Below are 13,234 nucleotides of genomic sequence, written 5' to 3' on the forward strand. Positions count from 1 at the left end.
GGTTCCTCGCGCGCTACGGGTTGAGCTGCACGACAGCGTCCGCTTCCTGGACGTGGACGCCGGAGGTGGTCGCGTTGCCGACGGCCGCCACGCGCGAGCCGCCCAGGATGATGACGGAGTGAGCATGCGGATCCGGTGGAGGGGGCACGGGCAGGATGGTCCCCGGCCCCTCCTGCACCGGCCTGGAGCCCGTGCCTCCGCCGCCGCTGTAGAACGAGTCCGCCAGCACCTCGTGCAGCACCGACACATTGAGGATGCTCTCCTTCACGGTGGGCGCCGCCGAGTCGATGCCGAGCACGCTCTTGTCCACGAGCTGGAGGGCCTTCTTCGGGTCGCCGTCCGCCGCGGCCAGCACGGAGCGCACGTGGCCCTGCACGCTCTCTGGCGTGTCCACGTGGAGCGCCACGCGATCCACCAGGGCACGCAGCGCGGCGGTGGGCGAGTCGTCCTTCGTCACCGCGATGCCGTAGAGCGTCCGCGCGCTGATGCGCAGGTCCAGGCCCGCGGGCAGCTTCGTCCGCACGTCCTCCAGCGTGGGGGCGTCCACCACGGCGCGACCCGGTATCTCCGTGCCCGCCACGTCCCGGATGCCTCCCGTCGCCGCCTGGGGGGCCGGCGCGGTGACGAGCTCCGCCAGCAGCGTGGAGAAGGCGTCGCTCGCCACGTCGCGGCGGCGCTGGAGTCCGCCCAGGAGCAGCTCCTGGTCCAACGGCACGCCCAGGGTGGAGCCGCCGCCCACCGGAATCTGGAGCGTCAGCGAGTGGGACGGCAGCGTCCACGGAGGGCGAAGCAGGGGCGGGGGCGGCGTCACCGTCTCCGCGCCCAGCACCACGTTGCCGGTGAAGCTCAGCGGCGCGCGCTCCATGCGCACGACGACGACGTTCACCGCGTCCAGGCACTGGCACCGGTTGCCGCTGAAGACGGTGGAGTCCGTGCGGCGCAGGTACACCGCGCCCACGCCGCCCTGGCTGCGCAGCTCATTGCCGGACACCGCCGCGGAGATGACGGCGCCTCCATTGCCCAGGACCATCAGCGCCGGCCCCCGCGCGGTGATGTCGTTGCCCTCCACCTGCACGCCCCGCTGCGCCAGCACCGGAGGGCGCGGCAGGATGGGGATGGGCTTGATCAGGAAGTCCAAGAGCGCGGGCTGCAGCAGTGTGGCCGACGCGGCCAGGTAGCGCGAGGCCGCCGTGCTGGCGCTCTGCGCGGGCGCGAAGGCCGGGGGCGTCACGGTGAGCGAGCGGTTCAGCACCGGCCCTGCGGCAAAGCGCTGCTTCAGGGAGCCGATCTGCACCAGGTCCTCCGCGCGCGGCACCGCGGCGAGCGCGCCCACCACGGAGGTCGTCGCGCCGCCGGACAGGACCGGTCGGCCATCGAGGGTCGGCTTGGGCGCGGGGTCGACGGCCAGGAAGGGCACGCGGGAAAGCTGCGCCACCAGGTCCTGGGGCAGCGTGTCGGTGACGATGAGCACCCCCACCCCGCCTCCGCCGCCGCCCTCGTGGCGCACGGTGTTGCCGCGCACGCCCACCTCGCCGCGCCAGTCGATGGCCACCTCGTGCAGCACCGCCTGCGCCAGTGTGTTGCCGCTCTCCAGGAAGACGTTGCCGCGCACCACCAGCTCACCGGAGCCCACGAAGGTGGCGACCGCCTGCCCCAGGCCCGGCACGCCCGCGGTGGGCACCCCCGCGCACGCGAAGAGGTGGTTGTTGGAGACCACCGTCACGGACAGGTCCGGCCGCAGCGTCAGCCCCGCCACCGCGCACCCCTCCAGCCGGTTGCCCTCCACGTCGAGGAGCGCTCCCGGCTGCGTCGGCGCCTCCGACAACAGGTGCCCCGCGGCGCCGAGCACGCTCACGCCGGTGACGGCGTCCCGCACGGTGTTGCCCGCGAGCCGCACCCGGCCCTGCACGCCCGCCGCGAAGAGGCCGTCCGCGGGCTGGGGGAAGGTGTTGAAGACGGGGTCCACCAGGTCGCCGGGGTCCGGGGCCTCGCCGCGCGCCAGCTGCTCCAGCGACTTGCTGAGCACGCCCAGGATGCCGCCCAGGTCGCTCATCCCGGTGACGATGGCGACGAGCGACGCGGAGACCTTCTGGGCGCGCTGGCGCAGGTACTCCTGGAGCCGGGCGATGCGCGACGTGTCGTCTTCGCTCGGGTCCAGGCCCTGTTCGATGGCGCGCAGCAGCACCGCGGTGGCCTCCAGCTCCGGCACCACACCGCCCTTGTTGACGGCCTCGGCGCCCAGGGTCGCCGGTTCCTGGGCGAGCAGGTGCACGGCCCCGCGCACGGCGGTGGCCGGGTTTCCAGTGGTGAGCGTCTGGAGGGCCTCCTTCACGCGCTGGAGCAGCAGCTCGCGGTTCTTGCCCTGCACGCCCACGAGGTCCAACGCTCGCGAGAGGTGCGGGAGGTAGTGCGACAGCGACTCGCTGAGCACCTGGCCGGGCACCATGTTCCGCACGGCCAGCACCAGCGCGCCCAGCGCGGCGAGCCTCCGGTCCAACGGATCCGCCCACACCGGGCCCGGGGACGGCGGCGCGGCCACGGCCGGCAGCACGTCCAGCGTCTGCACGCGGATGCGGTCCAACAGGCTCCTCGCGACGGACAGCTGCTCCGAGCGCTTCTGCGGCTGGGCGATGGCGGCGAGCACCGCCTGATGCGCCTGGACGGAGAGCGCGGACAGCTCCGCGTCTCCGCTCACCAGCTCCGCCAGCTGCCCCACGGCGGTGCCGAAGCCACGCAGCTGCTTCTCCACCGTGTCCTCGGACTCGGCGACGAGGCCGGCCACCTGCCGGTCCAGGCTCGCGGTGTACAGGCCGATGGTGGCGGTGCGGCCCTGGGAGGCCACGCGCTCCGCGTCCTCCTCGGTGAGTTCCACCGGGGCCACCCGCCCGCTCGTGAACTCCAGGACCTGCTTGAGGGTGGCGCGCAGCCGCTCCACCGTCCGCGACTGACCGCCGGTGCGCTCCACGTCGCGGTAGTCCGCTTCCACCTGCTGCGCCAGCGACGGGCTCACGTCCTTGAGCTGATCCGCCAGGGCCTCCTTGGACTGCCGCAGCGTCAGGAGCACGTCCGCGTTGGCGCTCGCCTTGGCGGTGCGGCGGAGGGGAAGCTGCTCCAGCGCGGCGTTGGCGAAGGTGCCGATGATGGTCTTCCGGGGGCCCACCGCCTGCCCGATGACGGGCTGCTTCGCGCGCTGCGCCTCCGCCTCGCGAAGCGCGGCCACCTGACTCAGGGCCGCGGCCAGCGCCGTCAGCCGGGGCAGCTCGCCCGGCGTGCCCTGCACCTCGCCCAGGGCCTTGAGCACCGCGTCCTTCACGGTGCCGGGCAGGCCCTGCACCAGCACCTCGAAGGAGCCCTTGATGCGCTCCGCCGCCTTCGCTACCGCCTCCTTGCCGGCCACGGTCGCCAGGTCGAACCGCACCACGGTGTCCCACGCGTCCTGGGACACCGCGTCCGGCGCGGTGAAGCTCGCCGCGCGGGCCAGCGACGAGCGGACCGCGTGGGACGTCTTCGTGTGGTCGTCGTAGCCCTGGGCCGCGCGCATCTCCGCCACCTCGCGGACCAGCGCATCGGTGAGCGTGCCGGGGCTGCCGCCCAGCTCCTTCACCTCGTGCGCGATGGTGTCCAGCGGTCCGTACAGGCCCCGGCCCAGCTTCTGGCGCATGTCCTCGTTGGCGCCCGTGTACTGCAACACGGTGGCGTACATGCCCACGACGGCCGCGTGCACGGCGCCGCGCTCCAGCCGGGCGGTGGTCGGCGCGACGCCCAGCTTCTGGAGCACGTCGGTGATGGGCGGCAGCTTGATGATCGGTGGGCCCGGCGGAGCCTCGGTCCGCTTCACCGGCGCGTGGACGCCCTCCACCTCGTTGCCCTCCACGGTGATGCCGGAGCCGGACACCACCGCGATGCCCGCCGCGCGCACCTCCGCGTCCGCGAGCCCTGGCGGGCCGTACGCGCCCGTGCGCCCCACCTGGAGCAGGCGGTTGCCGCTCACGTGGGCCTCATCGACGCCCGCCAGCACCACCGCGCCCCGCAGGGTCAGCCGCTCCAGCCACCGCAGCGCGGCGTCCAGCGGCGGTCGCACGCGGGGCGTGATGTTGGCGAGCAGCGCCTCCACCAGGGGCTGGGGCCGGGCCAGCGCGTCCGCGCTCAGCCTTGTCTCCAGGCCGGGGTCCAACCGCGACAGGGCCAGGGTGTTGTCCGTCTGCGACGGCACGTCCGCGAGCGCCACCTGTTCGAAGCGGTTGTCCTCCACGCGGATGCGCCCCACCGCGCCGCCGCTTCCCCAGGCGCGCACCGCCGCGTCGCCCAGCGCCCGTACGACGTTGCCGCGGATGCGCACGTCGAACACCGGCTGCGGGCCGCCCAGCAGGATGCCGAAGCCCGGGGTGGCCTCGCCCGCGCCCTCGATGCGGTTGTCCACCACCTCCACGTCCGTGGCGGGGCGGCCGTTGGACTGGCCGTCGTCCAGGCCGTCGCCCACGACGATGCCGGCCACCACGCCCAGCACGGAGGCGGCGGGCACGGCCGGCAGCTCAATCCACGATTCGCGCACGCGCAGGGCCCGGCCGGAGAGCTGGATGCCCACCTGGAAGAGGCCGTTGGACACCGCGTTGCGGATCTCATTGCCGACGACGTCCACGCCGTCACCGGCGATCTGGATGCCCACCGCCGCCGAGCCCAGCACCTGGTTCTCCGCCACCAGCACGCGGTCCACCGGGCCCGTTGCTCCGCCTTCCGCCAGGTCCTGCACGAGGATGCCCACGTGGAAGCCCAGGATGCGGTTGCCGCGCACCTCCACGCCGGACAGCGTGCCGTCCGCCACGTGGATGCCGGTGGTCGCCTCGCCCAGCGGCTGGAGCTGGTTGCCGGTGATGGACAGCGTGTCCACGAAGAGGCCCGCGCGAGGGAACGACGCGAGGAAGCGCTCGGCGAGGTACGGCGCGTAGGGCGCCACGGCGATGCCCGTCGCCGCGCGGATGCGGTTGTCCTGGATGGACAGCCGTGCGCACGAGCCCGTCACCAGCACGCCCGTGGCCTCCGAACCGGCCTGGTTCGCCTGGATGTGGCAGCGCAGCAGCGTGACGCCGGTGGAGTCCGCGAGCGTCACCACGCCGTGCGGCAGCGTGTTCAGCGCGTCCAGCAGCGGCTTCGCCTGCGGCAGGTCCTCCAGCGGCTGGCCCGGGTGCAGCCGTTGCAGCCTGCGCAGCTCCACCAGCGTCGCCACCACCGAGCCCGCGGCGCGGCCCTGGCCGGGCACCAGCACCTTGATGCGCTCGGCCACCACGTCCACGAAGTCGGCCTCGGCGGACGGGTGCTTCACGTCGTCCGTCTCCAGCACGCGGTCGTCCTCCACCTCCAGCAGGGGCACGAAGCGGACGCCGCCGCTCGTGTTCACCTGGAGGGTGGGGGCCTTGACGACCAACTGGGGGCCGCCGCCAATCACCACGTCCTCGAAAGGGGCCTCCACCAGCCGGAAGTCCTCGATGCGCACGTCGCCCAGGAGGCCGCAGCGGTCCACGAAGAACGCGCCGCCGGAGCCCTGGGTGCGCAGCTCCGTGGCGTCTCCGTCGCCCAGCAGGTGCAGGGAGGACAGGTTGCGCAGCAGCACCGGGTGCTCCAGCTTGTAGCGACCGCAGCGCACGAAGATGGAGCCGCCCTGCCCGCTCAGCCGGTCCACCGCCGCCTGGAGCGCTTCGTCGCCGGTGATGCCTTCGAGCATGTCCTGGTCGATGTCGCCGAAGCTGCGCACGCCATCGCCCACCACCACCGTGAAGGAGCCGGGGCCCGTCACCCGCTCGGACAGCTCCACCAGCCGGTCGCGCACCTGCGCGAGCGGGAGGTAGCGCGGGCGCAGGTCCTCGAACTGCCGCGCCGCGCTGGCGCCCTTCACGCGGGCCAGCGGCACGTAGTGGTGCACCGGGCCGTGTACGGGCGCGGCGGTGAGCTGCTCCACCTCCCCCCGCGCCGCTCCGTCCGCCGCGCGCACGCGGGCGGTGAAGGACCAGTAGTCGCCCGCGCGGAAGTCCTCGCCCGCGAAGGCCAGGGTGATGCCGTCCGGGAAGCGGTAGCGCCGGCCGGTGACGAGCAGGTCGCCGCCGTCCCACCTGCGCACCGCCGCGCCCTGGGCCGGACTGAAGGCCCGCCCCAACGTGCCACCCACCGGGAGCGGCACCGGATCCGTGGTGAGCACGGCGCTCGCGTCCGCCAGCTCCAGCTTGCCCGTGTCCGCCTGCACACCGCGCAGCCGCCGCAGCACCGGCAGCGACGGGCCCTCCGGTTGGAGGCGCGTGACGCGGTCCTCGATGACGATGAGGTCCCCGGCCCGGAGCTTCGCGGCGCTCGCGGGAGCCACCTGGAGCGTCATCGCGTCCGCGGAGGCCGGCGCCGTGAGCGGCAGCACCATGGAGCCGTTGTCGCGCGACCACAGCATCACCGGCCGCGCTCCGCCCCGGAACACCTCTACGCGCACGTGGAGGTTGTCGGTGCCCACGTAGCCCTCGCCCGTGGAGGCGTTCTCCGTGGACAGGCAGCGGTCGCGGCAGGGGTCCAACGGCTCCGGCGGAGTGCGGTCCGGCAGCGCGCCCTGCGGGATGTTCGTGGTGAGGCGTCCCCCGCCCGTGGGCCGGGGCAGCACCTCCGCGTCGGTGGCCGTCAGACCTTGAAGCGCGCGCACCTGGGAGATGAGCCGCAGGCGCACGGTGGTGTCGTGGCCGTCCAGCGCCGGCTCATCGAGGAACGCGTCGTCGAGGCGGGTGGTGGTCAGCTCCCAGCAGTCGAGGAAGAAGTAGTGGTGCCGCGTGCCGTCCGCGGGCAGCGCGGCCAGCGGCGGGGCCTCCGGGAGGTCCGGCTGCGCGCTGTAGCGCAGGTCGCGCTCCAGGAAGACGCGCACGCCGTCGAGCAGCATGCGGCCCGCGCCCGGCAGCGTCCCGTCGCCGCCCCGGATGACGACGTCCGCGCCCAGGGCCGCGTCCTCCACGCGCAGGGCGGACACCCAGGTGCGGGCCACCGGCGGCAGGCCCAGCACGCCCCAGGCCTTCACCTTCGTCGCGTCCACGCCCGCGAGCGCGGACACGGGAAAGCGCACGTCGTGCCAGCCAGAGGGGCGCTGGCCCAGGCCCCCGGAGAGGATGGCCTCGTGGCCTTCCGTGTCCGCCACCACCACGCGGATGTCGACGATCTCATCGTCGGTGGGAGGCCGCTCGAAGCGCAGGCCCATGACGAGGGCGGACGCGCTGAAGGTGGTGCCGTCCGAGCGCTCCACGGTGGTGAGGTCCAGCACCCTGGGAAGCGTGCGGCGCAGGGCCACGTGCCCCCGGCTGCGCACGACGAAGGGCAGCGTCTCCGCGTCGTAGCGGTCCAGGCGCAGCTCGCGCGTGATGACGCGCTCGTCGTCCGCGGGCAGCCCCTGCCCCGCCCAGCCGAGGACGTTGTTGATGGGGTCGACGAGGTAGCTGTCGCCGATGCGGAAGCCGTCGTCGGGCGAGCCGTCGGCGACGTCGGCGGAGCGGCGGCGCGCGTCGATGGTGCGCAGCCTCACCTCCTCGTTGTGGTCGGCGTCGAGGCTCATCCGCCCCATCTGCTGATAGACGCCGGAGAACCGCCGGGCTTCGTCGAAGCGGGACCTGGAGGTGTACGCTTTCACGGTCATGGTCGGCTCATCCGGGCGAGGTCGTCTTGGGTGCGGTCGGCGTGGAACGGCGTCACGCCAATGGGCATGCTGTCGTCGGTGCGCGCGAGCAGCTCACGCTCGTGCTCGGAGCGTTCGTCGTGCGCGCCGGGGACGCCGCCCCGCTCGGAGGCGTGGAGCGCGTCGGGGCCGTTGTTGTCTCCCAGCACGAGGTAGCCGGGGTCCGTCTGGCGGTGGGAGTGGAACGACACGGTGTGCACCCGCGACTGGTGCGACACCGGAGGCTGCCCGCCACGCGCGAGCAGGCTGTAGCGCGCCCAGCCCAGGTCCGGACGGTCCGTGCGCACCTCGCCCGCGAAGGCGCAGGAGGACGCCTCCAGCACGCCCGCCTCGGTGGCGCCCAGCACCGTGCAGTGCCGCAGCCGGATGCGAGCCCCGGCGGCGCGGATGGCGGTGGCGTCCCGGTCTCCCGCATCGAACGTGCAGCCGGCGGCGATGAGGTGCACCCAGGGTGGCAGCTCGATGGCGCCCACCATGCAGCCGTAGAGGCGCAGCTCCACGTCGGCCGGTGGCAGCGAGCGGCGCGCGCTGATGTCCTGGTGCCCACCGCCCGGCATCCACAGGCCCACCTGTCCGGGCACGCCCAGGTTGCACCAGCGCAGGTCCGCCTGGCCGCGCGCGAGCACCAGGTCCAACCGGCCCGCGAGCCACAACCCCGCGAGCCACACGCGCGTGTCGGTGCCACCTCCGAAGCCCGGGTAGAGCGCCAGCGAGACGCCGTTCTCATCCGCGCGGATGCAGGGCGCGGCGCCGGTGTCCGCGGCGAAGAGGGACAGGCCGGAATCCAATCCCTGTGACAGGCGCTCCGGTGGCAGACGCGGCGAACCGATGATGCCCAGCACCGGGGGCGTGCCGGAGCCAAGCCCCTCCGCCACGGTGGCGACGATGGGCCGCTCCACGTCACCGGCCCCGAGCACTCCGCCCGCGCGCTCCGGGGAGATCCACGCGGTGACGGGGAGGCCGGTGCCCAGGCGGTCTCCAGGACGGTCCGGAGGTTCGATGAACGGCAGGTCCGGCTCCGCCCACGCCGCGGGCGGACGGCGATCCGGGGTGAGCAGGCCCGCGCCCAGCGAGGAGCCCCGACCCACGCGCGCGGAGACGGTGACGTGGCCCACGGGCGCGTCGTCCTGGAGCACGACGCGGCCCAGGCGCGGATCCACCGCCACGATGCCCGCGGCGTTGCTCGGGGCGAGCGTGGTCCATGGGCCCAGGCTCCGCTGGCGCAGCTTGAAGGCCTGGCGCCGCAGCCGACCCGGCACCGAGTACCGGCGCGCACCGCCAGAGCGCGAGGCATCCCGTGCGTGGTACGCGCCGCCGGGCCGCGCATCGAGCGGGAGCGGCTGGCCCTCGCGCGGCTCGATGAAGACGGCGCCGTCGTTGGCGACGTTGAAGCGCAGCAGCTCATCCGGCAGCAGCGCCAGCTCCGGCAGGAAGGCGAGGTGTCCGCGCCCGCCCAGTGAGAAGACGACCTCCGACGCGGGCAGCGGCGTGGGGTCCACGAAGAGGATGCGCCCGTCGGCGTAGAGCGCCTGTCCTGGAATGGGCGGGTTCGTGCCGTCCGGCTCCAGGGGCCCAGACACCCAGGCGCTCTCGCCCTGCTTCAGCGTGAGCTTCCGGGGCCGCGTGGTGTCCGCCCAGACGAGGGCTTCCAGCCCCGTGCTGGTTTCTCTCGCCACCAGCACTCCGGGCAGGGACGGCGCGATGGGCAGCGCGGCCAGCGGGCGCCACGCCGGACTCGCGGACGCGGGGTCGCAGGCCATCACGGGCACGGCCAGCTCGCCTGTCACAGCCTCGCCTCCCAGGAGGACCAGTCCTTGAGGTGTGCCCAGCAGCGTGGCGGCCTTGCGCTCCTGGCGGTTGCGCACCGCATGGGGTCGCCAGGATCCGCCCGCGACGGGCAGCGACCAGAGGTCTCCCGTGGGTGCGCCGCCCAGGTCACCACCGAAGACGAAGAGCCGACCGCCGCGCACGCACACGCTCGGGGCAAGTCGCGCGGAGGGCTGGCGCGGGCTCGCGGTGTCCAGCCGCGTCGCCGTCGGCGTGGCTCCGTCGAGCCCTGTCACCGACCACACGCCCAGCTTCCCCGCGCCGTCCGGGGCCACCAGCAGCAGCGCGTCCACGAGGGCCACCAGCGCCATGCCGGGACCATCCGGAGGCAGGTCGCCGCCCAGCTCCGCCACCTGCCACGGTCCACCGTCGGCGCTCGCATCGAAGCGGGCCAGGCGCAGGCTGCCATCCGCGAGGTGTTGCTCGATGCGCACCACCCACGGGGTGCCCGCCCGCTCCACGTGGACCGCGTTGCTGCGGGGCAGCCCCAGCCGGATGCCCGGGGTGAGGTTGCGCCACGTACCGTCCGCGTCGCGCAGGCGCGGCTCACCCTTCAAGCGCTCGACGAGCAGTGCCGCCGTGGTGCCGCCCAGGAGCTGGTTCGCCTCCAGGGTGACGGTGACGGTGTTGAGCACGCCCGGTTCGAGCACGGTGGACAGCAGCGGCGTGTCCGAGTCCTCGCGTGCGGCGAGCAGCGTGAGGCGCCACGAGTCGCCCGGGGAGGGCCGGCCCCGGTCCGCGAACCGGAGCGTGGGGTTCGGGCCCACGGGCGCGGTGGGCAGTGGGCCGCGCAAGAGGGGCAGCGCTTCCGGGCCCACCAGGGGGATGCCGTCCACGGAGACGGTGATGGCATCCGCCCGCTCCGCCGCGTCCGCGTCTTCCGCCAACGCGGTGGGCGTCAGCAGCATCGCCGCCGTGCGCCCTGTCGCGAGCGAAGAGGGTTCGGGTTCGTGGCGCGCGGTGAGCCCGCCGGTGAGGTCCGCCCGCTCCAATGGCTGGAGCCACACGAGCGGCGCGTCCCGGTCCAATGGATCCACGCGGAAGCCCCGGTAGCCGTTCGGCAGGACGTGCACGGCGGCGGGAGTCACCTCCTCCAGCTCCACCGGCGTGAGGCGCGCGGTGCGGATGAGCGCGACGTCCGGACGTGCCCAGCCCAGCAGGTCCAACGTGCGCGGCGAGGCGGCGTTCCGGCCCGCGTCCGCACGTCCCAACCGGCGCAGGGCCTCGTCCAGCGTCTCGCCCGGCGCCACGCCCAGCAACGGGCCGCGCTCGGGGATGCCCTCGCGCGGGCGTTCGACTCCAGCGGAGCGGCGGGTGAGCGGATCCGAGAGGCCGATGGGATCCCACACCACCGCGGTGCGCCCGCGCCAGGGCAGCAGGTCGTTGAGGTCCTGCGTCTCCAGGAGCGAGCGGAAGGATTCGTCCACCTCCGCGTCCCAGAGGCTGGTGACGGAGAGCACCTCCTCCAACGACGCGAGCGTCCCCTTGCGACGGCGCCACGCCACCGCGCGCGCCACCACGCCGCGCTGCACGCGAGGGTTGTCGGTGAGCAGCCGCGCGCCCAACAGCTCCGCGAGCAGTGGGAGCGCTTGCGGCCCGGCACGCTCGACGAAGTGGTCATCCCAGAGCTGCTCCACGGCCAGGGAGAACGCATCCAACTCCGTGCCCAGCACCGCGAGCAGCTTGAGGAACGGATGGTCCGCGAGGACGGAGTCCCGCGCCGTGTACAGGCCGGGAAGGAGCAGGAGCAGACGTTGCGAGGGCCGGCTCATAGGTCCTGCGCCTCCTCGTAGGACAGCGCGACGCCATCGCTCTCCCCGAACGGCGGCGCCCACCCGAGCAGTTCGCCGGGCGCGACGGCGATGCGCTCGGCGAGCGACGGTCGCGTGCCCTCGCGATGCAGCGCCTGCACCACCCCGGAGCGCAGCCCCTGGATGCCCGCGAGCGCGCCGTACACGTCCGACAACTGGAGGTCCGCGCCCAGCTCCACGCGGTCCGGATCCAACAGGCCCGGCTCGCGTTCCGGGTCCCGGTCCACGCCCAGCCGCAGGCGCGTCTCCTGGAGCACCCCCACCGGATCCGCGCCCTTCACCACGCGCAGCAGCAGTCGCAGCCGCACCTCCACGCGCTTCCGGTTGACCAGTCGCAGCTCCACGCCCGGAGCCACGCGCGCCGCCAGATGCGCATGGAGGGCCTCCAGGTCCGCCCGTCCCAACTCCGCACCCTCGGGCCCCGCCACCACCACCGTCAGCGAACGCTTGCGCACGCCGTCGCGGAACACGTTGGCCCGGTGCACGCCGTCGTAGACCAGGGCCAGCGCCCGCACGTCGGACAGCGACACGGCGCGGTCCATCGCCCCCACCGTGGCGGGTCCCCGCACGCGCGCCAGTGCCGGCGCCTCCGGGTCCGTCCCTCCGTACAGCGGCAGCGGGTTGAAGGTCGTCTCCACGCAGGGGTGCGGGCTCGTCATCGCCATCAACCGCAGCGCGGCCCGGTTGCCACCCTGGCCCCGGCCCACGCGGTAGCGGATCCGCAGCTCCACGCCCACCGGCAGCGCCGAGCCGTGGTCCTCCCCTCCCAGCCGCAGTCGCGCGGCCCCTCCCGGCAGCGACTCCACCGCGAAGGCCAGCGCGTCCGGCGCGGCCTCCAGGAGGGAGTCCACCGGCCGCCACGCGCGCCCGCCCACCGTCAGGGAAACCTCCGGCCTGCGGCCTCCCGCGTGGCTTGCGTCGCGCAGCCACGTCACCGGCCCGTGCAGCAGCGGCACCGTGCGCAGGTCCAGCGAAGGCACGGCGACCTCCTCCACCGTGGCGCCCTCGCTGACCAGCGTGTTGTTGCCCAGCAGCACCACCCGGTCCAACGCGTACGCGCGCGACAGCGGCGGCTGGAACGTCACCTGCGTCATCGGCGTGCGCTGGCCGGGCGGAATCTCCATGCGCACGCGCAGCACCCGCAGCGCTTCGCGGAAGAGCCGCTCCGTGCCCTTCACCCCGCCCGGGCCCAGGCGCTCCACGTCCTCGGCCACCACCAGCCAGTCGCCCGGCCGCACCGGCGGCTCCTGGGACGTGAGCCCCGACGCGTCCGTCAACGCCAGCAGGTAGACCGTGTCCGCGCCGGAGGCCGCCACGCCCAGCGGACGGGCCACGCCCGCATCCGCACCGAAGGCGAGGTCCGCCCGATTCAGCGCCTCGCTGCCCTTCAGGATGACGAGCTGATCCCGCGCCTCCTGGATGAGCCCGTTCACAAAGGCATCCAGGAACGTGACCATGCGATCCAACCGCAGGGCGTGCGCGGCCGGGTCCTCATCCGCGCACGGCGCCAGCGCCTCCTCCAGCGCCGCCAGCGCATCCGCCTGCCGCTTCTGGAGGTTGCGAAGCTGTCGGGCGACGATCTCCTGCGACTCGGACAGCGCGCCCACCGGACGGCCGGGCGGGGGCACCGCCTGGGCCACCACCTTCTGCGCCTCACACAGCTGATCACAGAGGGCCTGGAGGGTGCTCTTGCACGCGGAGTCCCCATCCAGGTCCAACGTCTTCACGAGCGACGCCAGCTTGCGCGCGTCCTGCTTCGCGCGAGCCACCCGCCGCTCCTCCAGCGGCCCATGACGCTGCACCTCGATGCGATCCTGGAGCCCCGCGAGCACCGAGCCGGGCCCGAAGATGCCGCCCGTGGGAGCAGGCGCCCCGGGCTCACCCGCTTCGCCCGAAGGTCCCCCTGCCC

At 74.1% G+C, this 13,234-nt stretch carries 3 protein-coding genes; all 3 read right to left on the reverse strand.

What is annotated here, in order from left to right:
- Window positions 1-13 precede the first annotated feature (13 nt).
- Window positions 14-7,648, reverse strand: coding sequence for a right-handed parallel beta-helix repeat-containing protein (locus D7X12_RS18625; protein WP_120626615.1), 7,635 nt, complete (start codon window positions 7,646-7,648; stop codon window positions 14-16).
- On the reverse strand, window positions 7,645-11,286 hold the full coding sequence (locus D7X12_RS18630) for a phage tail protein (protein WP_120626616.1): 3,642 nt from the start codon (window positions 11,284-11,286) through the stop codon (window positions 7,645-7,647). The genes D7X12_RS18625 and D7X12_RS18630 overlap by 4 nt, the downstream gene beginning before the upstream one ends.
- Window positions 11,283-13,234 (reverse strand): baseplate J/gp47 family protein (locus tag D7X12_RS45075; RefSeq protein ID WP_208719131.1); only part of this gene is annotated, 1,952 nt, incomplete at its 5' end. The genes D7X12_RS45075 and D7X12_RS18630, both read right to left, overlap by 4 nt.

The sequence above is a fragment of the Corallococcus sicarius genome, assembly GCF_003611735.1.
In the GTDB taxonomy this organism is placed as follows: Bacteria; Myxococcota; Myxococcia; order Myxococcales; family Myxococcaceae; genus Corallococcus; species Corallococcus sicarius.

What these genes read in the sequence shown, in the direction of transcription:
- D7X12_RS18630 (WP_120626616.1), bottom strand. Translation starts at nt 11,286, where the DNA reads ATGAGCCGGCCCTCGCAACGTCTGCTCCTGCTCCTTCCCGGCCTGTAC.
- D7X12_RS18625 (WP_120626615.1), bottom strand. Translation starts at nt 7,648, where the DNA reads ATGACCGTGAAAGCGTACACCTCCAGGTCCCGCTTCGACGAAGCCCGG.